The sequence below is a fragment of the Streptomyces kunmingensis genome, assembly GCF_039533535.1.
GTDB lineage: Bacteria > Actinomycetota > Actinomycetes > Streptomycetales > Streptomycetaceae > Streptomyces > Streptomyces kunmingensis.
In genome coordinates this window covers 37830-59278 of record NZ_BAAATS010000005.1, presented here as the reverse complement: position 1 = coordinate 59278, position 21449 = coordinate 37830, and the positions used below count along the sequence as shown (strand labels likewise).

Genomic DNA, 21449 nt, shown 5'->3' with positions numbered 1-21449 from the left:
TGACGGTGCGTCAGGCCGCCCGGGGCGGCGCTTCCTGGTGGTACACAGAGGTCCACACCTCGTTGCGGATACGCCGGAACTCGGGCGAGAGCCGGATCTCCTCGGTACGCGGATAGGGCAGGTCCACGTCGATGACACGGTGGACGCGGCCGGGCCCGGCGGCCATGACGACGACCCGGCCGGCGAGATAGACGGCCTCGTCGACATCGTGCGTGATGAACAGCACGGTGCGCTTCTCCTGGCTCCATGTCTCCAGGAGCTGGTCCTGCAACTGCACCCGGGTCAGTGCGTCGAGCGCGCCGAACGGCTCGTCCATCAGCAGTACTTGGGGATCGACCGCGTACGCGCGGGCGATGGCGCAGCGCTGCTTCATCCCGCCGGACAGCGTCTTGGGCAGGGCGTCGGCGAACTCGCCCAGGTTCACCAGGCCGATGGCCCGCTCGGCGCGCAGGCGTCGCTCCGCGGCGGGCATGGAGGTGAGCTTGAGTCCGAACTCCACGTTCTGCCGCACGGTCAGCCAGGGGAACAGGGCGTACTGCTGGAAGATCACCCCGCGGTCGGGTCCGGGCCCCGAGACGGGGGTCCCGTCGACCAGGACCTGGCCCGAGTCGGGCTCCTGCAACCCCGCGGCCATGCTCATCAGGGTGGACTTGCCGCAGCCCGAAGGGCCCACGACGGTGACGAACTCCTGGTCCGCGATGTCCAGGCTCACCCCGCCGAGCGCCGTGAAGGTCGCGCCCTTCAGCGGAAAGGTCTTCACCACGTCACGGAAACTGATCTTGCTGTTCATCGTCGCTCCTGCCAGCCGGTGAGGCGTCGTTCGGCCAGCAGCAGCAGCCGGTCCATGACGAGCCCGAGCACGCCGATCGTGATCAGGGACACGAAGATCGTGTCCATTTCGAACCAGGTGGACGCCTTCTGCATCCGGTAGCCCAACCCCTCCTGCGCGCCGATCAGTTCGGCCGCGACCACGGTGGCCCAGGACGCGCCGAGGCCGATCCGCATGCCGACGAGGATGAACGGCGTGGAGGCCGGGACGACCACCTTGGCGAAGATGGTGCGGTCCGATGCGCCGAGCACTCTGGCCGCGTTGATCAGTGTCCTGTCGACGTCGATGACGCCCTGGAAGGAGGAGAGGACGCAGGCCATGAACGAGGCCAGGAAGATCACCGCGATCTTCGGCACCTCGCCGATACCGAGGAGCACGACCGCCAGCGGGATGAGCGCGAGCGGCGGGATGGTGCGGAAGAACTGGATGTACGGCTCGACCAGGGCGCGGACGGTGGGGTACCAGCCCATGAGGAAGCCGACGGGGACGGCCACGACCACGCCGAGGGCGTAGCCGAGGAAGACCCGGCGCAGGCTGGCGAGCGTGTCGGACGCCAAGGTGCCGTCCGAGATCATGGTGCCGGCCTTCTGCGCCACCGCCGCCGGTGTGGGCAGGTTCTCGACCAGGCCCAGGGCGGCCACGACGCCCCAGACGGCGATGCCTGCCACCACCGCTACGGCGTTGAGGACCAGGGGCCGGCGCCCGGAGCGGCGCGGTCGCCGCCGGCGCTCCTCGGTGGCGGTCTTGTCGACGGGGGTGATCACAGCCATGGGTTCCTCGCTGGTGGCTTCACGCGTTCTCCTCGGTCACGGGCTGCGGGTAGTGGGAGAGCAGGGGGGATTCATGGAGAACGAGGGCGATGCCGCCCAGCGCGCTGCCCGCCTCGCCGAGCGTCGCGCGCCGTACGTCCACGTGGTGGCGGGCGAGCGGCATCAGCTGCTGCCGCAGGGCCCGTTCGACCGGTTCGAGCAGGGCGGGGCCTGCCGCCGCCAGTTCGCCGCCGATGACGACCACGCCCGGGCCGACGGCCTGGCAGACCGCGGCCAGCACCCCGCCGACGTCGCTGCCGACGCGCTCCAGCACGTCCAGGGCGGGCCGTTCGCCGTCCGCGGCGGCGCTGAGGAAACCGGCGAGGTCACCGGCCCGGCCACCGGACTCGCGGTAGCGGTACAGGACCGCGTCGAGTGAGGCACGGGTCTCCAGACAGCCGGTCCCGCCGCAGTCGCAGGGCCGGCCGGCCGGATCCACGGTGATGTGTCCGAACTCGCCGGACAGGCCGTTGCGGCCGCGGTGCAGTGCGCCGCCCACGACCAGGCCGCCGCCGACGCCGTGCGACAGCCGCAGGTAGAGCACGTCGCTGCTGTCGGCCGCCGCACCCCACACCGCTTCGGCGAGCGCCGCGAGCCGCGTGTTGTTGTCCAGGAGCACCGGCACGCCGAACCGCTTGCGCAGCAGGTCCGGCAGGCCGTCGATGGCCTGCGCGTGCGCCTTCTCGCTGCCGGGATCGGTGAGCGGTCCGACCACGCCGACGCCGATGGCGCTGAGCGCGTCGAGATGGACGGCGCCGTCCCGACGGTCGTCGGCCGCCGGTCCCGCCGCCAAGGTGGCGAGGAGACGGTGCGCGAGATCGATCCGCTCGGGCCAGTTCAGGTCCGCGGGATGCGACTCGCTCGCCGAACCGATCACCTCGTGGGCGAAGTTGACCGCCGCGACGTGTACGGCCCGGCGCGCGAAGTCGATGCCGACGGCCTCGCCGGCGGCCGGGTTGAGGCTCAGCTTCTCCACCGGCCGGCCGCGCTTGCGCACCTCGACGTGCGGGGTGCCGACGACCACGGAACCGCTGCCCACGAGCCCGGCGACGATGTCGTGGAGCGTGGTGCGGGACAGCCCGCTGCGGGTGCTTAGGTCGGCGCGGCTCAGCGGGCCGTGCCTGCGGAGCAGTTCGAGAACCGCTTGCTCATGGCTGCGTCGGAGCCGCGTCAGCGGGCCGTCGTGTTCGTGCATGCAGGACAGCATGTGAGCACCGCGTATTTTCGTCAATGAGCCGAAACAAATTGTTCACATGAACGCCGTGTCACAAGAAACCGCTCCCCGCTACCGACGTGACCTGCAGACACGTACGGTGCAGTCATGCCCGGTCCTCGCCCCCTGGGGTGTTTCCGCGCGATTTATGTCCGCACTCTTGACTTAAATGATCGTGGGGTCGGAGCATGCCCGGACCGACCGACCCGAGAGGCCTCCGTGCGCCACAACATGCTTTTCCTGATGACCGACCAGCACCGCGTGGACACCCTGGGCGCGTATGGCAACCCGCACACGCACACCCCGAACCTCGACCGGCTCGCGGCCGACGGCACCCGGTTCGACAGCTTCTACACACCTACCGCCATCTGCACTCCGGCCCGCGCCAGCCTGCTCACCGGGGCGGCCCCGTTCCGGCACAAGCTGCTCGCCAACTACGAGCGCAACGTGGGGTATCTGGAGGATCTGGCGGAGGGACAGTTCACCTTCTCCGAGCAACTGCGCTCCGAGGGTTACAACTTGGGCCTGCTCGGCAAGTGGCACGGCGGCGTGCGGCGTACCGCCGCCGACTACGGCTTCGAGGGCCCGGACCTGGCCGGCTGGCACAACCCCGTGGACCACCCCGACTACCTCGCCTACCTGGCGGAGCGGGACCTGCCCCCGTACCGCATCACCGATCCGGTGCGCGGAACCACGCCCAACGGCAGCCCGGGCAACCTCCTGGCCGCCCGCCTGCACCAGCCGGTCGAGGCCACCTTCGAGTACTACCTGGCCACGCGCACCATCGAGATGCTCCAGCGCTTCGCCGCGCAGGAGGACGACGGGGACGGCGCGCCGTTCTTCCTGGCCACGCACTTCTTCGGGCCGCATCTGCCGTACATCCTGCCGGAGGCCTACTACGACATGTACGACCCCGAACTCGTCGAACTGCCCGCCTCTGTCGGTGAGACCTTCGCGGAGAAGCCGCCCGTCCAGCAGAACTACAGCAAGCTGTGGGCCTTCGACACCATGAGTGCGCAGGAGTCGCGGAAGCTGATCGCCGTCTACTGGGGCTATGTCACGCTCATCGACGAGCAGATCGGCCGCATCCTCGACGCCATGCGGGAGTTGGGCCTGGACGAGCGGACGGCCGTCTTCTTCACCGCCGACCACGGCGAGTTCACCGGCGCCCACCGGCTGCACGACAAGGGCCCGGCGATGTACGAGGACATCTACCGCATCCCCGGTCTGCTGAAGGTCCCCGGCGGCCCGCGGGGCCAGGTGCGTGAGGAGTTCGTCTCCCTCACCGACTGCACCGCCACCATCCTCGATCTGGCGGGCAGCAGGACCGGGCCGGCCGTGGACAGCCGCAGCCTGCTGCCCCTCGTCCGCGGCGAGCACCCACGCTGGGACCAGCACCATCTCGCCGAGTTCCACGGCCATCACTTCCCCTACCCGCAGCGGATGTTGCGCACCAGGAGCCACAAGCTGGTGATCAACCCCGAGTCCCGCAACGAGTTGTACGACCTCGACGCCGACCCCGACGAGCTGCACAACCGCTACGACGACCCCGAACTGCGCGACATACGTACGGCGCTGACCCGGCGGCTCTACGACCTGCTCCGCGAGCGCGGCGACAACTTCTTCCACTGGATGACGCCGATGTACGACGTGGAGACGGACTACGACACGACGCTGTCCGCCTTCGAGAACGACGGCACGCAGCTTTCTCACGACTAGGGAGACCGTTTGATGACCAGCTCCACGAACGACTCGAACTTCGGCCGGCGGTCCGTACTGGCCGGCATCGCGGGCTCCGTGGGCGCGGTGGCGCTGCCCGCCGGTGCGGCCGAGGCCCAGTCCCAGACCCAGTCGGCGAAGGACGCCGCGAGCACGACGCACCGGCCGTCGACCCGTCACCCGGCGAACTGGCCCGCTCTCGAACCGTACGGTCGCGCGGACGCCCGTGAGGAACTGTGGCCGCGCGACGACAACTCCTTCGTCCTCCCCCTCGAACTCCGACCCCGCGACGAGGAGTTGGGCAGAGTCTGGATGCGGGACACCTACGTCAACTGCTTCGAGGTCGACGGCCGCCCCCTCTATGTCGCGACCGGCACCACACGTGTGCCCGGTCTCCCCGCGGCCGGCCCCTGGAACGACGGCATCTTCGTGTGGACGGCACGGTCCCTGCACGGCCCGTGGAAGCTGGCCGACACCACCGGCATCCGGCCCGACGCCGAGCGGGGAAAGGTCTGGTCACCGGAGTTCGTCGGGGAGAACCGGCCCGGCCGCACGGTCGTCGCGCCCTGGCAGGAGTACTGGTACGACGACGGCCAGTTCGGTAAGCGCGGCAACGCGTGGGCGCCCGAGCTGCACTACTTCCGCAAGAAGTGGTACCTCGTCGCGTGCATGGGCGACCACTCGACGAAGGTCGGCTCGTTCGTCCTGGTCAGCGAGGGTGGCGTCGAGGGCCCGTACCGACTGATCGAGGGCAACCACGACAAGCCCTTCGGTGAGTCCTTCATCGGCGGACCGTCGTGGATCAAGCCCGGCGCGTACTTCCATATCGACGGCAGCATCTACACCGAGGGCAAGGACGCCTGGCTGGTGCTGCACAACCACCTCTACGCCAAATTCCGCGCGGACATGGAGGACATCGAACCGACGACGGACCTCCCGCTGTTCGAGCAGAAGCCGTACACACCCGAGCCGTACCTCGAAGGCGCATACGTGTTCAAACACGGTGGCAAGTACTACCTGCTGCACGCCGCGTGGGACCGCACCTCGATCGACGCCTACGGCAGCCCCCGCTACGCCTACGAGGTCGGGGCCGCCGGGCGGACCCAGTACCAGTACGACGTGATAGTCGCCGTCGCGGACCACTTCGAGGGCCCGTACTCCGAACGCTGGACCGCGGGCGTGGGCGCCGGGCACAACAACTTCTTCAAGGACCGCGACGGGGAACTGTGGGCGACCTTCTTCCGTAACCCGGCCGCCGGGTACTGGGCCGATCCGTCCCGTGTCGAGGACGCCGCGGTGCCCGGCGTCGTCCGCGTGGAATGGACCGGCCCGAAGGGCAACCGCCTGTACGTCAAGCGGTAGGACCCTCACGCCCCCGGCGTCACAGCTCCTTGAGCGTGGGCGCCGGGGCTCCGTCGGACGCGGACACCGTCAGGACGCCACCGTCCGCGTCGCGCGTCACCCGGTACGCGGCGGCCTGCCGGCCGTGATGGTCGGGGACCGTGACGGTCACGTCGTGGGCGCCGGGGGCGACGAGCAGGGTCAGGTCCTCGGTCCAGTCGCCGTCGGGGCGCTGCTCGTCCGCACCGAACGGGAGCACCGCGCCGGGGCGTACGTACAGCGGCAGGCTGTCGAAGCCGTGGGTCTCGCGGCGCCAGGCCGGGCCCTGGACCTGTTCGCCGGTCAGCAGGTGGGTCCAGGTGCCTTCCGGCAGATAGAACTCCACGTCGCCGTCGGCGGAGAAGACCGGCGCGACCAGCACGTCCGGGCCCAGCATGTACTGCCGGTCCAGGGCGCGGGCGGTCGGATCGGCCGGGAACTCCAGGAGCATCGGCCGCATCAGCGGCACACCCGCGGCATGGGCCTCGGCCGCGGCGCCGTACAGGTACGGCATGAGGCGGTGCTTGAGCTTGGTGAACTTCCGGGCCACGTCGACCGCTTCGTCACCGAACTCCCACGGCACCCGGTACGAGCTGGAGCCGTGCAGCCGGCTGTGGGAGGAGAGCAGGCCGAAGGCGAGCCAGCGCTTGAACACCGCCGTGTCGGGGGTGCCTTCGAAACCGCCGATGTCGTGCGACCAGAAACCGAAGCCCGACAGGGAGAGGGAGAGGCCGCCGCGCAGCGACTCGGCCATGGCGCCGAACGAGGAGAAGCAGTCACCGCCCCAGTGCACGGGGAACTGCTGGCCGCCCGCCGTCGCCGACCGGGCGAACAGGACGGCCTCGCCGATCGCGCGCTCCTTCTCCAGGAGTTCGAAGACGACCTGGTTGTAGAGGTGCGTGTAGTAGTTGTGCATGCGCTCCGGCTCCGAGCCGTCGTGCCAGACCACATCGGTGGGGATGCGCTCGCCGAAGTCGGTCTTGAAGCAGTCCACGCCCTGGTCGAGGAGGACCTTCAGCTTGCCCTGGAACCAGGCGCAGGCCTCGGGGTTCGTGAAGTCGACGAGCCCCATGCCGGCCTGCCACAGGTCCCACTGCCAGATGTCACCGCCTGCCGTCCTCACCAGGTAGCCGCTCGCGGCGGCCTCTTCGAAGAGGGCCGATTTCTGGGCGATGTACGGGTTGATCCAGGCGGAGATCCGCAGGCCGCGCTCCTTGAGCCGGGCCAGCATGCCCACCGGGTCCGGGAAGACGTCCGGGTCCCAGGTGAAGTCCGACCACTGGTACTCGCGCATCCAGAAGCAGTCGAAGTGGAAGACGCTCAGCGGGATGTCGCGCTCGGCCATCCCGTCGACGAACGAGGTGACCGTCGCCTCGTCGTACTGCGTGGTGAACGACGTGGTCAGCCACAGGCCGAACGACCAGGCCGGGGGCAGTGCCGGGCGGCCGGTGAGCGCGGTGTAGCGGCGCAGCACGTCCTTCGGGGTCGGACCCGCGACGACGTAGTACTCCAGGCTCTGGTCCTCGACGCTGAACTGCATCTGGCCGACGGACTCGGAGCCGATCTCGTAGCTGACCCGGCCGGGGTGGTTGACGAAGACGCCGTACGCGCCGGCGGGGGAGAGGTGCAGGCTGAACGGGACGTTCTTGTACGCCTGGTCGCTGCTGGTGCCGCCGTCGGCCTGCCACATGTCGACGACCTGGCCGTTCTTGACGAACGGGGTGAAGCGCTCGCCGAGACCGTAGACCTGCTCGCCGACGCCGAGCGTCAGCTGGCCTGCCATGTGGTGGGCGCCGTCGCCGTCGGTGAAGAAGGCGGTGCCCTTGCGGCCAGCGCTGGTCACCTCGCGTCCCTCGCCGTCGCGGAAGGACAGCGTCCAGGGCTCGGCCGTGTCGAGCCGTACCGACAGGGCGCCGCTGGTCAGCTCGACGACGTCGCCGTCGCGCCGGACGCGGGCGGCGGAGGCGTCCGGGGCGGTGAGCGCGAAGTCGGGGCCGGTCCGCCTCTTGCCCGCCAGGTGCGTGGTGCGGACGCCGATGACACCCTCGGCGGGGGAGAAGCAGTCGGTGGTCAGCAAGGGGGAGTTGAGGGTGTCGCCACGGCGCTCGACGCGCTTGACGGCGGCGTACGCGGTGAAGCTGTCGACGCCGGCACGGACATCGCGGACCTCGGTCGCGTACGAGGCCTCGACCCCGTCGCGCATCAGCCAGAATCCGTCGGTGAACTTCATGTTCTTCCCTGGGAGCAGAGGTGATTCGGTCGGTGGGGCGGACAGCCGCTCGGTCACGGGGTGTGAGACCCGGCCCACGAAGGTTCTGCCGACGCCATTTGACCGTACGGAAAACAAAAGAGCAAGAAGCGGACGGGCAGATTCGTCGAAGCGCTTCGATAGGTGTATTGCCTGGTAACGATGGGTGACCCGAGCGTGATCCAGGTCTGGGGGTCTAGCGCTTCGACGCGTCTTGGCGTATTAGTCAAGTAAGAAAACAAACGACCGGTGGACGCCGGGTCGTCGCGTAGCAGCAAAGGGCCGCACCATGTCCGATCGCTTCACTCCCACCCCTGGCGGCGGGATCACCTTCAGCCCGTGGACCGAGCACCGGCTCGGCATCGGCTGACGCCGGCCTCTTCGGCGCGGCAGTCCCCACGGCACGGGTCGGAGCCGTACCGGGGCGCGCGAACACCCCTCGGGACACCGGAGTCCCGCCGGGCCGGCCATCCCTCCCAGGCAAGGGCAACCACCGTGACAGCAGTTCCCCCACCGGACGCGACGCGCATCAGGCGCCGGCGCCCCGGCCGACGGGCCATGCTCCCGCTCACCGTCGTAGGCGCTCTCGTCGCCGGCGCGGCGCTCGCCGGCTGCGGCGCCCAGCGCGACGACGACGTGTACACCGTCCTCAACTCCTCGACCGACGACTCCTACCACGGCTGGGACGCCGCGACGCTCGCCCGGTGCAGCAAGCAGCTGGGCATCGGCATCCAGCAGCAGAGCGTGCCCGCCGCGCAGGTCATGACGAAGTCGCTGCGCATGGCGTCGTCGAAGTCGCTGCCGGACGTCATCCAGTTCGACGCCTCCGAGATGCCGACCTTCGCCGAGCCGGGCGGCCTGGTCGACCTGCGCTCCCTCGGCCTGTCCACCAAGGACATCCCCCAGGGCATCGTCGACTTCGGCTCGTACAAGGGGACGTACTACGGGGCCGCGCGGACGGTGAACACCCTCGCCCTCTTCTACAACAAGGACATCCTCGACAAGGCCGGTCTGCCCGTGCCCACCACCTGGGCCGAGATGCAGGAGACCGCGAAGAAGCTCACCCAGGGCAAGCAGTACGGCATCGCCCTGAGCGCGGGCGGCGCCGAGGACGGCGTCTTCCAGTTCACCCCGTTCATGTGGTCCAACGGCGGCGACGAGAGCGACCTCGCCACACAGAATGTCGCCCAGGCGCTCGACTACTGGAAGAGCCTCCTCAAGGACGGCTCCCTGTCCAAGTCGACCGTCAACTGGACGCAGGCCGACGTGAACGACCAGTTCATGGCGGGCAACGCCGCCATGATGATCAACGGCCCCTGGCAGGTCGAGACCCTCAACACCAAGAAGAACCTGCACTGGGGCATCGCCCAGATCCCGGTCCCGAAGGACGGCGACAAGTCGGTGGGCCCGCTCGGCGGCGCCGTGCTGACCGTGCCGAAGACCGATGACACCGCGCGCCAGAAGACCGCCGCGAAGATCATCGCCTGTATGTCGAGCGAGAAGGAGCAGATCTCCTACGCGCGCAACAGCTGGATGGTGCCGGCCAACGAGAAGGCCGCCGCGCTCTGGCGCAAGGAAGTACCCGAACTCGACGCCCTCGCCGACCAGGTGGCCACCGCCCGCTCCCGTACCGCGAAGGTCGGGGCGCGCTGGTCGTCGGTGTCGCTGGCCCTGCAGAGCGCCTTCCAGTCGGCGCTGACCGGGCAGTCCAGCGAGGCCGCGCTGAAGAAGGCGCAGACCCGCGCCACGAGCGGGAACTGAGGGGACTCAAACGATCATGTCGACCACCACCACGGCCCCTGTCGCCGGCCCGGTCCCGGCCGCGCCCGCGAAGCCGCACGGCGCGCGCCGCCGCCGCAAGCTCTCCCAGTGGGGCTTCGTCGTCCCCGCTGTCGTCTTCATGCTGCTGTTCTTCGGCTACCCGCTCGTCCGCAACGTCGTGATGAGCTTCCAGGACTACTCGCCGTCCACGTTCTTCGACGGCAAGTCGCCCTTCAACGGCACCGACAACTGGAGCAAGGTCTTCCACGACGACCTCTTCGGCAAGGCGCTGTGGCACACCATCGTCTTCACGATCGGGTCCCTGATCGGCCAGTTCGGCATCGGACTCGCGCTCGCCGTCTTCTTCACCAAGAAGTTCCCGCTGAACGGCGTCCTGCGCTCACTGATCCTGCTGCCCTGGCTGGTGCCGATGGTCGTCTCCGGCATCGTCTGGCGCCGCATCCTCGACCAGGACACCGGAGTCCTCAACTCCTTCTTCGACACCCTCGGCCTCGGCGGTCACACGCCATGGCTGACCAGCCCCGGCATGGCCCTGTTCTCCGTGATCATGGTGAACATCTGGATCGGCATCCCGTTCAACATGGTGATCCTCTACGGCGGACTGCAGGAGGTCCCCAAGGAGTTGTACGAGGCCGCCTCCCTGGACGGCGCCTCCGCCTGGCGCACCTTCCGCTCCATCACGCTGCCCCTGCTCAAGCCGGTGATCACGGTCGTCCTCGTGCTCGGCTTCATGTCGACGGTGAAGATCCTCGACCTGATCCTGGCCCTGACCGACGGCGGCCCCGCCGACTCCACCCAGACGCTTGGCACCCTCACCTACCAGAACTCCTTCGTGCAGCTCGACTTCGGCGCGGGCGCCGTCGTCGGCAACATCCTGATCCTGATCTCCGCCGTGTTCGCGGTGTTCTACCTGCGGGCCAACCGCTCCGAGGGGAAGTGACCGGCATGGCAACCGTCTCCGAGACCACCAGCGAGACCACCAGGCCGAAGCGCCGCTGGGGCGCCACCGTCGCCGGCGTCGTCATCCTGTGCGTGATGCTGTTCCCGCTGTACTGGATGATCAACACCGCGCTGCAGCCCGAGTCCGGGCTGCTCGAAGTCTCGCCCGTACCGCACTCCCTGGACCTGTCCGGCTTCACCTCCGCCATCAGCGAGCAGGGCGGACACCTGCTGACCTCGCTCGCCGTCGCCCTCGGCGCCGTCGTCATCTGCCTCGCGATCGCCGCGCCCGCCGCGTACGGACTCGCCCAGTTCCGGCTGCGCGCCACCCGCACCATCGTCTTCGGCACCCTCATCACCCAGATGGTCCCCGGCATCGTCATCGCCAACGCCCTCTACAGCGCGTACGTCGATCTCGGCCTGGTCAACTCCTACTTCGGCCTGATGCTCGCCGACGCCTCGCTCGGCATCCCCTTCGCCATCGTCCTGATGCGCTCGTTCATGGTGGCCATCCCCAAGGAGGTCATCGAGGCGGCCGAGGTCGACGGCGCGGGCAAGCTGCGCACGTTCGTCCGGGTCGTGCTGCCGATGAGCCGCAACTCCCTCATCACGGCGGGCCTGTTCTCCTTCCTGTACGCGTGGAGCGACTTCATGTTCGCGCTCACGCTCAACACCACCGACGACGTCAAGCCGGTCACCCTCGGCATCTACCAGTACATCGGCGCCCACGTCGGCGACTGGGGCTCGGTCATGGCCGCGTCCGTCCTGTCCGCGATCCCGGCGGCCGTGCTGCTCGTCCTCGCCCAGAAGTACATCGCCGCCGGCATCACCGGCGGATCCGTCAAGTAAGGCCTGTTTCATGAGCGACCTGCCCGTTTTCCCTGAAGGCTTCGTGTTCGGCGCGGCCACCGCCTCGTACCAGATCGAGGGCGCCGCCACCGAGGACGGCCGCGGCCCCTCCATCTGGGACACCTACAGCCACACACCCGGCCGCACGGACGGCGGCGACACCGGCGACGTGGCCTGCGACCACTACCACCGCTACCCCGAGGACGTGGCGCTCCTGCGCGACCTCGGCGTGGACTCGTACCGCTTCTCCATCGCCTGGTCGCGGATCCAGCCGACGGGGAAGGGGCCCGCGAACCAGAAGGGCCTCGACTTCTACTCGCGCCTGGTGGACGAGCTGCTGGAGGCGGGCATCGAACCCGCCGCCACCCTCTACCACTGGGACCTGCCGCAGGCCCTGGAAACTCCATCCAATAGCGGCTCCGCCGCGGGGGGCGGCTGGCGGGTGCGCGAGACCGCCGAGCGGTTCGGCGAGTACGCGGGAATCGTCGCCGAGCACCTCGCCGACCGTGTGCCGCGCTGGATCACCCTCAACGAGCCGTGGTGCAGCGCCTTCCTCGGCTACTCCGTGGGCCGCCACGCACCCGGCGCGCAGGAGGGCAGGGGCGCCCTCGCCGCCGCACACCACCTGCTCGTCGGCCACGGCCTGGCGATGAAGGAGCTGCGGGCGGCCGGGGTGCGCGAGGCGGGCATCACCCTCAACCTCGACCGCAACGTCCCCGCCACCGACTCGGCCGCCGACCGTGCCGCCGTACTGCGCGCCGACACCCAGCACAACCTCGTATGGACCGAGCCGATCCTCGCGGGCCGCTACCCGGCCTCGGACGAGGAGACGTGGGGCGAGCTGATCACGGGCCAGGACTTCCGGCGCGAGGGCGACCTGGAACTCATCGGGCAGCCCCTGGACTTCCTGGGCATCAACTACTACCGGCCGATCGTCGTCGCCGACGCCCCGTACCGCGAGGCGGACCCGGCGCGCCGGGTCGCCACCGACAACCGGTACGCCGAGGGCAGCTACCCGGACGTGCGGCGCACCGCCATGGGCTGGCCGGTCGTCCCGGAGTCCTTCACGGACCTGCTGACCGACCTGAAGGCCACCTACGGCGACGCGCTGCCGCCCGTCCACATCACCGAGAACGGCTCCGCCGAGCACGACGAGGTCGCCGAGGACGGCGCCGTGCACGACGCCGACCGCGTCACCTACTTGCACGGTCACCTCACGGCGTTGCGCGCGGCCATGGACAAGGGTGTCGACGTACGCGGCTACTACGTGTGGTCGCTCCTGGACAACTTCGAATGGGCCCTGGGTTATGCGAAGCGGTTCGGCATCGTCCGCGTCGACTACGACACCCAGCAGCGCACACCCAAGGACAGCTACCGCTGGTACCAGGGGCTGATCGCGGCGCACCGCGGCTGACTGATTGTCATGGGCCTCGTGGCCCCGGAGCGCGGGACAGGCTCTCAGCCCGTCACGCGCTCCGCGTACGCCGCCGGGTCCGCGAGCACCTCACGGACTCCGCGGGCGGCCGCGCCGCGCGCCGCGTCACCCGACGAGGACGACGCGCGCAGCCGGCCGTTGCCGGGTGTCCACAGGCCCGACACCACGCGCGCCGTCAGCTCCTGGTCGGCGGCGGGGGCCAGCCACGGCATGAACCCGCGGAAGACGCCGCCGAGCATCACCGCGTCCGGATCGATCAGGTTCACGGCGCCCGACAGCACCCGGCCCAGGCGCCGGCCCGCGTCCTCCAGCGCGCCCAGAGCCGCCCGGTCGCCCGCGCCGGCCCGGCTCTCCAGCTCCGCGACACCGGCAGCGCCCGCCGTCTCGTCGAGCCCCGCCGTCCGCAGCAGCGCCGCCTGACCTGCGTACTGCTCGAGACAGCCCCGCGCACCGCAGCGGCACTCGGGCCCGTCCGGTTCCACCACCACATGGCCGATCTCGCCGGCGAATCCGTGGGCGCCCCGCAGCAGTTGACCGTTGAGGACCAGCGCGCCGCCGATCCCGATCTCACCGGTCAGATAGATGAAGCTGCTCACCCGGGGCTCACCGTCGCCGCCCGCGCAGCCGCCGAACCAGAGCTCGGCCATGGCCGCCAGATTCGCCTCGTTGTCCGCGCTGACCGGCAGGGCGCGGTGGGTGGGCCGCAGCGCGGTCAGCGCCTGCGCGAACAGTCCCTCGACGGCCACCCGGTTCCAGCCGAGGTTCGGCGCCTGTCGCACCGCGCCGCCGGACACCAGGCCGGGCAGCGCCAACTCGGCCGCCACCGGGCGCAGTTCCTGCTCGGCGGCCGACTCGATGGCGCGGGCCGCGATCCGCGCCGCCTGCGAGAGCACGGCGGCGGGCGCGGCGCCCCGGTTGTCGCGCCGCTCCACGAGCCGGACGCGATCGGTCCCCGCAAGGTCGACCACGCATACGGTGATGTAGTCGATGTTGATCTCCACGCCGAGCCCGGCGGGTCCGGTCCGCGCCACTTTCAGCACCGTGCCGGGGCGCCCCGCCTGCCCGCTGAACGTCTTGCCCCACTCGGTCAGGAAGCCGTCGGTCAGGAGCTGGTCCACGAGCGAGGAGACCGCGGCCCGGGTCAGCCCGACCCGGGAGGCGACACCCGCACGGGTCGCCTCGCCCTCGTCGTGGACGGTGGTCAGTACGAGGCTGAGGTTGTGCCGGCGCACGGTCGCCTTGTCCGCCTTGTGCGGGGTCGCGGACGGATTGTTGCTGTTCATCGTGGTGACGAGCCTATGGGACACCTCCCAGGACCATGATCCGGGAGCGTCGCGCACATCGGCACGGGCCGCTGTCGGCGCCCCGGAAAGGATGCAGGTGCGGCCTTCTGCCGCCAGAGTAGGTGGCATGTTCCGCATCGGGGCGGCCGACGAGGGCGAGGAGCTTCTCTCCAGGCTCGGGGCGCTGACCGCACGGGCACGGGAACTGGCGCGGCGGCAGCGTTCCCGGGTCGAGCTGGCGGTCGCTCTGCAGCGCGGCATGCTGCCCCAGACCCTGCCCCAGCCGCCGGGCGTCCGGCTGGCCGTGCGGTACTCACCGGCCAACCACGGGCTCAACGTCGGCGGGGACTGGTACGACGCCTTCAGCATGCCCGACGGCCGGGTCGGCCTGTCCATCGGAGACGTGCAGGGGCACAACATCAAGGCCGCCGCGTTCATGGGGCAGGTCCGCGTGGCGCTGCGGGCGCTGGCCTCCGTCACCGGAGATCCGGGAGAACTGCTCGCACGGACCAACGATCTCTTCGTCTCCCTCGACGCGGACCTCTTCGCGACCTGCACCTTCCTGCGGCTCGATCCGGCCAGCGGCGTCCTGGAGTGTGCGCGGGCCGGCCACATCCCCCACATCTGGGCCACGGCCGACGGGAAGTCCGGGATCGACAACGGGGACGGCGGCCCTCCGCTCGGTGTGCTCCAGGGCGCCGAGTACCCCGTCGCCTGCTATCGGCTCACCGCGGGCGGAGTCTTCGTGCTGCTGACCGACGGAGTGGTGGAGGGGCCGTCGCTGAGCCTCGACGACGGACTGGGACAGGTGAAACGGCTCGCCGAGGTCACCGCAGCCGCAGGCCTCGGCATCAACGCCCTCGCCAACGGCGTGATGAAGCTGGCGGACACGGTGGGGCATGAAGACGACGCCGCGGTCCTGGTCGTCGGCCACGACGGCGGCATGCAATAGCCGCCTCTGTCTACACGGACTACACGGACTACACGGACAGGGGCGCTTCGATGGCCGAGTGGCCCCGGCCGGTGTGTGATGGCTGCTGTGTTGGTGACTCGGCCGATCCGGCTGTCCGTGGAGCCGGTCCTCAAGGCACTGGCCGTGGCCGCCTGCTACTACGTGGCCGGGCGCCTCGGCCTGCTGGGCCGGCTCGTCGTGGAGGGCGTGGTGGTGACCCCCATCTGGCCGCCCACCGGCGTCGCCGTCGCCGCCCTGCTGGTGTACGGCGTACGGGCGTGGCCGGGGATCGCGCTGGGCTCGTTCCTCGTCATCATGTCCCTGACCACTCCCCGGGCCACCACCCTGCTCACCGTGCTGGGCAACACCGCCGGACCGCTCTGCGCCATGCTGCTGCTGCGCAGGGTCCGTTTCCGGCTCGACATCTCGCGGCTGCGGGACGGGCTCGCGCTGGTCCTCGCCGGGCTCGGCGCCATGCTCGTCAGCGCGACCGCGGGCGTGGGACTGCAGGTGCTCACCGGCGCACTGGAGACGGGGGAGTTCTGGTCCGTGTGGCTCGCCTGGTGGGTGGGCGACACGATGGGCGTCCTGCTGATCACTCCGCTACTGCTGGTGCTCGTGGGGGCCGCGGGACGAATGCGCCGGGGCGGCTGGACGGAACTGGTGTGCCTGGTCCTGGCCGCCGCGATCCTGGTTCCCGTGGCGGCGCTCAGCCGGATGAGCCTGCTGTACCTCGTGTTCCCCCTGCTGATCTGGGCGGCCCTGCGTTTCCAGTTGGCCGGCAGCATGTTGTGCGCGCTGTTCGCGTCCGTGCTGACCACGTTCGAGGCGAACGCCCGGGAAGGAGCGTTCGAGCAGCTGTCCGCCGTCGAGATCATGATCAAGCTTCAGGCGTTCAACGGCGCCGTGGCGCTGACCGCCGTGCTGTTGTCGGCGATGGTCACCGAACAGCGCGCGACCCGACGCTCGGTGGAGAACGCCTGCGACGAACTCGCGGAGGTGCTCGAACACCTCGCCGCAGGCGGGGCCCCGCCGGAGCCGTCCACCAGCCACGCGATCGGCACCGACGCCGACGACGCGCCACGCAGGCGGCGGGGCTCACTCGGCAGCCGGCACGGGCCGTCCGGGCCGGCGTAGGAGCGGCCCGGGATCACGCGACCTTCGGGCCGCAGCGCATGCCGATGTAGACGCAGCCGGTGCCGTCGGGCAGCGTGGAGAAGACCACGGGCATGTAGTCCTGACTGAAGGCCGCGCCCACGCCCGTACCGGCGAAGACCGTCTCCGTCACCGGCAGCAGGTCGATCCGCAGCGGTTCGGAGAAGTCCTTCATGCCGTCGACGAACTCGTACAGCGCCTGGCCCGCGCCGTCCCGCTCGGTCACGGTGATGACGACACCTTCGCGCCGGTACGTGCCGACCAGCGGCGCGAAATCGACCACGGGCGGCTGCGCGGGCGGGGCGAAGGGCTCCGGCATGGTCACCCCGGCGAGTTCGGCGAGGAGCTCACGGTAGAGCGCCGCGTACACCTCCCGGGCGCCGCCGCCGTTGGTGAGGAGCGCGACCGCGACGCCGGCCGACGGCACCACGCGCAGGTAGCCGTACTGCCCGATGGAGGCGCCGTCGTGGCCGTAGCCCGGGACGCCGTTCCAGTCGTACAGGGTCCAGCCCAGGCCCCAGCCGTCCGAGCTGACCGTCCACTTGTCGGGGCAGTCCACCACCCGGCGCTGCATCAGCGCGACCGTCTCCTCGGACAGCACACGTGTGCCGTCCTCGGCGATGCCGCCGGACAGGTGCATCCGCGCGAGCCGGGCAAGGTCTCCGGCGGAGGCGATGACCCTGCCGTAGGGGCCCGCCGAGCGCGGCATCATGTCCCACTCCGGCGCGGGGTCCGGCGCCCGGCCCGGCTCGCCGAGGTGCCCCATCGCGGCGCGGAACCGCAGCGCCTCCTCGGGCAGGGTCATGGTGTGCGTCAGGCCGAGCGGGGTCAGCAGCAGATCCTTCAGCGCCTGGTCCCACACCTTGCCGGTCACCACTTCGATGATCCGGCCGAGCACGTTGTAGCCGACGCTGCTGTACGAGATGCCGGTGCCGGGCGGGCAGTCGAGCGCGACCCCCTTGGCCGCCTCGACATACTTGGCGAGGCAGTCGTCACCACGCCCGCTGTCATGGTTGAAGTCGCAGGTGAGACCGCTGGTGTGGCTGAGCAGCCGACGTGTGGTGATCGCGTGGGTCGCCTCGGGGTCGGCGACCGAGAACTCCGGCAGTACGTCCACGACCGGCGCGTCGAGGTCCAGTGCGCCCGACTCGGCGAGCCGCAAAATCAGAGTGGCCGTGTAGATCTTGGCTATCGAGCCCATCTGGAACACGGAGTCGGTCGTCACCGCCACGCCCGTTCCCCGGTGCAGTACGCCGCTGGCCAGCTCGTGGACGGTGCCGTCGACGAGGAGCGCGAGGGACGCGCCCGGGACGTGGTGCTTGGCGCGCAGGGCGTCGAGGCGGGTTTGCCAGTGGGCGAGGTCCAGCTTCCGCCCCGCGGAGTCGCGGGCTCCCCAGCTGTCCCTTGCGTCCCAGTTGCCCTGCTCGTCCCAGCTCACGTTCGTCGACATGGCTGTCTCCCCCTCGGATGTTTACGGCTCGGGTGCGCGTACTGCTTGCTTGCGCACGGCGTTCTCACGTTGCGCACACCGTACGCAACTCGGAACGCTGTACGCAAGCTGCGTACAGCGTGCGCTAGGCTGAGCGGGAATCGCGGGAATCGCGGGAGACCGCGAGAAGCCGCGGGCGTCCGTGGTACGCGCGGAGAGAAGGGGCCGTATGCCAGCCGACGAGAAGCCGACCGCATCGGTGTGGACCCGGCCGAGCCGTCCGCAGCGGGAGCAGTTGACGCGCGAGCAGATCGTGACCGCGGCGATCGACCTGCTGGACAAGGAGGGCACCGAGGCGCTCAGCATGCGCAAGCTCGGCAGCCGCCTGGACGCCGGTGCCACCTCTCTCTACCGGCACGTGGCCAACAGGGACGAGCTGATCCAACTGGTCGTGGACGACGTCTACGGCGAGATCGAGCTGCCGGCGACCGCCGGGCGGCCTGGCTGGCGTGCGGCCGTCACCGGCATCGCCGCCGATCTGCGGGCGATGACCTTGCGCCACCCCTGGATCGCGCCGGAGCTCGGGCAGGTCGGCCTTGTCCACATCGGCCCGAACGCGATGCGGATGACCTCGGGGCTGTTCGCCCAGTTCGACGCGGCGGGCTTTCCCCCGGGTGAGAGGGAGCGGGCGGCGGGGACGGTCACGGCGTACGTCATCGGGATCGCGACGTCCGAGGCCGCCTACCTCTCCCTGATCGCCCGCAGTGGAAAGACCGAGCGGGAGTGGGTGGCGAGTCTGCGGCCCGCGTTCGACGAGGCGTCGCAGCACGATCCGCGGCTGCGGGAAGCGGACTCGGCGCAGCCGGATGTGCACCCGCGGGAGACCCGGGACGCCGACTTCTCGTACGGGCTGGAGCGGGTGCTCGACGGCCTGTCGGCCCGGCTCGATCACTGAGCCGAGGCGACACGCCGGGGTGGCCCGTCGGTAGGCGGGTCGGCCGCGTGTTCACCCGTTCACCCGTCCGCTTGGCCGCACGCTCACCGGTTCACCCGCTCAGCCGGTCAGGCCGAGGGCGGAGTCGGGGCGGCAGTGCGGGCAGGCCGGTACGGGGCCGTGGTGCAGCGCGTCGCGGGCCTGGTCGGCGGTGAGGGGGCGGGAGCGTTTGCCGGCCATGTGGCAGCTGCCCGCGTGGACGTAGACGGCGGCGCGTCCGGTGAGGCCGACTTCCAGGAGCCAGTCCGGTGGTTCGGGCCGGGCTGCCTCGCCGCGCGCGTGTTCGGTGCGGCGGCGCTTCTCGTCCTCGATCCAGCGTCGGGTACGGGCGAGGTCCCGCTCCTGCACGCGCTCCAGGAACTGCAGCTGGGCCAGCCGGTCGGCCGGAATCGGGTCGGCGCTCACGGTTCTCAGGCCGCCTTGTGCAGCAGGGCCGCCGGGCCGACGCTGCCGTGGCCGAAGCGCTGGTTGGCGCGGTCGACGGCCTGTTCGGCGCGCAGCCGCATCTCACGGCTGTGGTCGAAGGTGATCTGCTCCGCGGACGCGCCGGCGGCCACCAGGTCCTCGGCGCGGACGAGCAGGCCCGCGAGGCGTCCGCGCTGGAGTCCCGCGCGGTCCATGAGCCGGTAGGCGGCGGCGCGCAGGTCCTCGTCGTGGGCGGAGGACTCGGGCAGGCGCAGCGTCTTGGTCCAGCGGGCGCCGGCGGCGAAGTCGAGTTGGAGGGTCAGGCCGCGGGCGACCTGCTCGCGGGAGCGCAGGGTGGCGGCCAGCCGGACGACGAGGTCCAGGAGCCGGGCCCGTACGGTCGCGCCGTCCATCTCCTGGCGTTCGAAGCGGTGCCGCACGGCTGCCGACATGGGCAGGGACCTGGGTGTCACCGGGCGTGGATCGATGCCGCGGGCCCGGTCGGCCGCCATGCGTCCGGCGCGGCCGCCGAGCACCCGCTGGATCGTGGCCGGCGGCAGGGCGGCCAGCATGCCGACGCTGTGGATGCCGTAGTCGGTGAGCGCGTTCGCCTGTACCGGTCCGATCCCGTGCAGGGCGTCGACGGGCAGCGGCGCGAGAAAGTCACCGACCTGGTCCGGTTCGACCGTGATGAGCCCGCCGTGCTCCGGGGTCCGCGCCGAGGCGGTGGCGGCGAGCGCCCAGGTCGGCGCGAGCCCGATCCGCAGATCGACGGAGAGCCGGGCCAGCGACCGGACCCGGGCCCGCTCGCACAGCCGCGCGGCCGGAACGCCGAAGTAGCGCAGCGCACCCCGCAGCTCCACCACGGCGGCGCCGGGCGGCAGGGCCTGCACCACGGGCGAGATCTCCGCGAGCACCTCCAGCACCTCGCGGTAAGCGGGCTCGGCCAGACCTGCCGGAACCCGCACGTGCATCACCGACGCCACACCATCAGTCCTGGCCATCACGGCACCTCCCACCCCCACAATATCGAACTAGAATTCGAACACGCGAGTGTCGGCCGCTCGCGCGGGGTGAGGCGGATCGGGGAGCGCGACGCTCCACAGGCGTGCCGCACCGCTAGAGGTCGCCGAGTCGATTCCTGTCGGGTGTTGTGCGGGGCGTCGCGGCGGAGGGAGCGGTCATGTCGAGGAGGAGCAGGGCGTCGTGGTCGGGGGTGCCGGGTTCCGCGGTGTAGACGCCGATGCGCTGGCCCGGGGTGCCTTCGACGTGCAGGGACTGCGAGGTGAGGGTGATGGTTCCGACCTGCGGGTGCTGGAACGTCTTGTGGGCGGGTTTGCGTCCGGTCACCTCGTAGCGCTCCCACAGGCCCGCGAAGTCCGGGCTCTTCAGCAGCAGTTCGCCGACGAGATGGGTGAGGTCGGGTGCGTCCGGAGCGGTGCCGGCGATGGCGCGCAGACGGGCGACGCATGCCGTGATCTGCCGGTCCCAGTCGGGGAAGAGGCCCCGGGCCGCTGGGTGCAGGAAGAGGTAGCGGGCCAGATTGCGGTGCTTGACCGGCCAGTCCTCAAGACCCACGTAAAGGGCCTGCCCGCCGGGGTTCCAGGCCAGCATGTCCATGCTGCGGCTGATGACGTACGCGGGGTTCGGGCGCAGTGCTTCGAGAAGCAGCTTGAGGTGGGGGCGCACGGTGCGGGTGGGCGCGGGCGGCGGCTCGGAGACGTAGCGGGCGGCGCGGGCGGCGAGTTCGCGCAGGTGCTGGTGTTCCTGGTCGTCCATGTGCAGGGCGCGGGCGAGTGAGTCGAGGACGGCGGGGCTGGGGCGGGTCTCCTTGCCGCGTTCCAGGCGCACGTAGTAGTCGATGCTGATGCCGGCGAGGGTGGCCAGCTCCTCGCGGCGCAGGCCGGGGGTGCGGCGGATGCCGGCGCCGACGGTGAGGCCGACGTGTCCGGGGCTGGTCTGGGTGCGGCGGGCACGCAGGTAGCGGCCCAGCTCGGCTCCCTCGCTGTGCGCGCTCGTCGATGGCAT

At 70.5% G+C, this 21449-nt stretch carries 18 protein-coding genes; 9 read left to right on the top strand and 9 right to left on the bottom strand.

Annotated features, from left to right (window positions below; all coding sequences use genetic code 11):
- Positions 1–10: 10 nt before the first annotated feature.
- From ABD366_RS05460 to ABD366_RS05450, 3 genes are read right to left on the bottom strand one after another with little or no spacing between them, the layout of a single operon-like run.
- Positions 11–790 (bottom strand): ABC transporter ATP-binding protein, encoded by a 780-nt coding sequence (locus tag ABD366_RS05460; RefSeq protein WP_324772866.1) that lies wholly within the window; start codon positions 788–790, stop codon positions 11–13.
- Entirely contained in the window at positions 787–1599 is an 813-nt protein-coding gene (locus ABD366_RS05455; protein WP_324772864.1) for an ABC transporter permease, read from the bottom strand. The genes ABD366_RS05460 and ABD366_RS05455 overlap by 4 nt, the downstream gene beginning before the upstream one ends.
- Before the next feature lie 19 nt (positions 1600–1618).
- Positions 1619–2845 carry an ROK family transcriptional regulator gene (locus ABD366_RS05450; RefSeq protein WP_324772862.1) on the bottom strand — a complete coding sequence of 409 codons (1227 nt, stop codon included), beginning with the start codon at positions 2843–2845 and terminating at the stop codon, positions 1619–1621.
- Between the two features lie 237 nt (positions 2846–3082).
- On the opposite strand from ABD366_RS05450, the gene ABD366_RS05445 reads away from it, so the two are divergent.
- Both ABD366_RS05445 and ABD366_RS05440 read left to right on the top strand, forming a co-directional pair.
- Positions 3083–4570, top strand: a complete 1488-nt coding sequence (locus ABD366_RS05445; RefSeq protein ID WP_324772907.1) for a sulfatase family protein — start codon at positions 3083–3085, stop codon at positions 4568–4570.
- A 12-nt stretch (positions 4571–4582) separates the two neighbouring features.
- Complete coding sequence (locus tag ABD366_RS05440) at positions 4583–5932, top strand: family 43 glycosylhydrolase (protein ID WP_324772860.1); 1350 nt, start codon at positions 4583–4585, stop codon at positions 5930–5932.
- A 19-nt stretch (positions 5933–5951) separates the two neighbouring features.
- On the opposite strand, the gene yicI is transcribed toward ABD366_RS05440, so the two are convergent.
- Positions 5952–8180, bottom strand: coding sequence for an alpha-xylosidase (gene yicI / locus ABD366_RS05435; protein WP_324772858.1), 2229 nt, complete (start codon positions 8178–8180; stop codon positions 5952–5954).
- A gap of 576 nt (positions 8181–8756) precedes the next feature.
- Between yicI and ABD366_RS05430 the strand changes: the two genes are divergently transcribed.
- Genes ABD366_RS05430 through ABD366_RS05415 form a run of 4 tightly spaced genes read left to right on the top strand, consistent with a single transcriptional unit; the run spans position 8757 to position 13182 of the window.
- On the top strand, positions 8757–9959 hold the full coding sequence (locus tag ABD366_RS05430) for an ABC transporter substrate-binding protein (RefSeq protein WP_324772905.1): 1203 nt from the start codon (positions 8757–8759) through the stop codon (positions 9957–9959).
- A 16-nt stretch (positions 9960–9975) separates the two neighbouring features.
- Positions 9976–10920 carry a carbohydrate ABC transporter permease gene (locus ABD366_RS05425; protein WP_324772856.1) on the top strand — a complete coding sequence of 315 codons (945 nt, stop codon included), beginning with the start codon at positions 9976–9978 and terminating at the stop codon, positions 10918–10920.
- Between the two features lie 5 nt (positions 10921–10925).
- Complete coding sequence (locus ABD366_RS05420; protein WP_324772854.1) at positions 10926–11768, top strand: carbohydrate ABC transporter permease; 843 nt, start codon at positions 10926–10928, stop codon at positions 11766–11768.
- Positions 11769–11778: 10 nt separating this feature from the next.
- The gene (locus tag ABD366_RS05415; RefSeq protein ID WP_324772852.1) at positions 11779–13182 is read left to right on the top strand and encodes a GH1 family beta-glucosidase; all 1404 of its coding nucleotides are present in this window, start codon (positions 11779–11781) and stop codon (positions 13180–13182) included.
- 44 nt (positions 13183–13226) lie between these two features.
- Here ABD366_RS05415 and ABD366_RS05410 read toward each other — a convergent pair whose 3' ends face one another.
- Positions 13227–14486, bottom strand: coding sequence for an ROK family transcriptional regulator (locus ABD366_RS05410; protein ID WP_324772850.1), 1260 nt, complete (start codon positions 14484–14486; stop codon positions 13227–13229).
- A gap of 127 nt (positions 14487–14613) precedes the next feature.
- On the opposite strand from ABD366_RS05410, the gene ABD366_RS05405 reads away from it, so the two are divergent.
- Both ABD366_RS05405 and ABD366_RS05400 read left to right on the top strand, forming a co-directional pair.
- On the top strand, positions 14614–15438 hold the full coding sequence (locus ABD366_RS05405; protein WP_324772848.1) for a PP2C family protein-serine/threonine phosphatase: 825 nt from the start codon (positions 14614–14616) through the stop codon (positions 15436–15438).
- Positions 15439–15516: 78 nt separating this feature from the next.
- On the top strand, positions 15517–16575 hold the full coding sequence (locus tag ABD366_RS05400) for an MASE1 domain-containing protein (protein WP_324772846.1): 1059 nt from the start codon (positions 15517–15519) through the stop codon (positions 16573–16575).
- 13 nt (positions 16576–16588) lie between these two features.
- Here ABD366_RS05400 and ABD366_RS05395 read toward each other — a convergent pair whose 3' ends face one another.
- Positions 16589–18043 carry a serine hydrolase domain-containing protein gene (locus ABD366_RS05395; protein WP_324772844.1) on the bottom strand — a complete coding sequence of 485 codons (1455 nt, stop codon included), beginning with the start codon at positions 18041–18043 and terminating at the stop codon, positions 16589–16591.
- Positions 18044–18251: 208 nt separating this feature from the next.
- Between ABD366_RS05395 and ABD366_RS05390 the strand changes: the two genes are divergently transcribed.
- A complete protein-coding gene (locus ABD366_RS05390; RefSeq protein ID WP_324772842.1) occupies positions 18252–18977 on the top strand; it encodes a TetR/AcrR family transcriptional regulator in 726 nt (241 codons plus the stop codon).
- A gap of 99 nt (positions 18978–19076) precedes the next feature.
- Here ABD366_RS05390 and ABD366_RS05385 read toward each other — a convergent pair whose 3' ends face one another.
- The 3 genes from ABD366_RS05385 to ABD366_RS05375 form a co-directional block, all read right to left on the bottom strand.
- A complete protein-coding gene (locus ABD366_RS05385; protein ID WP_324772840.1) occupies positions 19077–19421 on the bottom strand; it encodes a DUF6233 domain-containing protein in 345 nt (114 codons plus the stop codon).
- A gap of 5 nt (positions 19422–19426) precedes the next feature.
- Positions 19427–20425, bottom strand: a complete 999-nt coding sequence (locus ABD366_RS05380) for a DNA polymerase Y family protein (protein ID WP_324772838.1) — start codon at positions 20423–20425, stop codon at positions 19427–19429.
- A 115-nt stretch (positions 20426–20540) separates the two neighbouring features.
- Positions 20541–21449, bottom strand: coding sequence for a helix-turn-helix transcriptional regulator (locus ABD366_RS05375; protein WP_324772836.1), 909 nt, complete (start codon positions 21447–21449; stop codon positions 20541–20543).

Coding starts and splice junctions, on each gene's coding strand:
- ABD366_RS05460 (WP_324772866.1), bottom strand. CDS start 790: ATGAACAGCAAGATCAGTTTCCGTGACGTGGTGAAGACCTTTCCGCTG.
- ABD366_RS05455 (WP_324772864.1), bottom strand. CDS start 1,599: ATGGCTGTGATCACCCCCGTCGACAAGACCGCCACCGAGGAGCGCCGG.
- ABD366_RS05450 (WP_324772862.1), bottom strand. CDS start 2,845: ATGCTGTCCTGCATGCACGAACACGACGGCCCGCTGACGCGGCTCCGA.
- ABD366_RS05445 (WP_324772907.1), top strand. CDS start 3,083: ATGCTTTTCCTGATGACCGACCAGCACCGCGTGGACACCCTGGGCGCG.
- ABD366_RS05440 (WP_324772860.1), top strand. CDS start 4,583: ATGACCAGCTCCACGAACGACTCGAACTTCGGCCGGCGGTCCGTACTG.
- yicI (WP_324772858.1), bottom strand. CDS start 8,180: ATGAAGTTCACCGACGGATTCTGGCTGATGCGCGACGGGGTCGAGGCC.
- ABD366_RS05430 (WP_324772905.1), top strand. CDS start 8,757: ATGCTCCCGCTCACCGTCGTAGGCGCTCTCGTCGCCGGCGCGGCGCTC.
- ABD366_RS05425 (WP_324772856.1), top strand. CDS start 9,976: ATGTCGACCACCACCACGGCCCCTGTCGCCGGCCCGGTCCCGGCCGCG.
- ABD366_RS05420 (WP_324772854.1), top strand. CDS start 10,926: ATGGCAACCGTCTCCGAGACCACCAGCGAGACCACCAGGCCGAAGCGC.
- ABD366_RS05415 (WP_324772852.1), top strand. CDS start 11,779: ATGAGCGACCTGCCCGTTTTCCCTGAAGGCTTCGTGTTCGGCGCGGCC.
- ABD366_RS05410 (WP_324772850.1), bottom strand. CDS start 14,486: ATGAACAGCAACAATCCGTCCGCGACCCCGCACAAGGCGGACAAGGCG.
- ABD366_RS05405 (WP_324772848.1), top strand. CDS start 14,614: ATGTTCCGCATCGGGGCGGCCGACGAGGGCGAGGAGCTTCTCTCCAGG.
- ABD366_RS05400 (WP_324772846.1), top strand. CDS start 15,517: ATGGCTGCTGTGTTGGTGACTCGGCCGATCCGGCTGTCCGTGGAGCCG.
- ABD366_RS05395 (WP_324772844.1), bottom strand. CDS start 18,043: ATGTCGACGAACGTGAGCTGGGACGAGCAGGGCAACTGGGACGCAAGG.
- ABD366_RS05390 (WP_324772842.1), top strand. CDS start 18,252: ATGCCAGCCGACGAGAAGCCGACCGCATCGGTGTGGACCCGGCCGAGC.
- ABD366_RS05380 (WP_324772838.1), bottom strand. CDS start 20,425: ATGGCCAGGACTGATGGTGTGGCGTCGGTGATGCACGTGCGGGTTCCG.
- ABD366_RS05375 (WP_324772836.1), bottom strand. CDS start 21,449: ATGCCATCGACGAGCGCGCACAGCGAGGGAGCCGAGCTGGGCCGCTAC.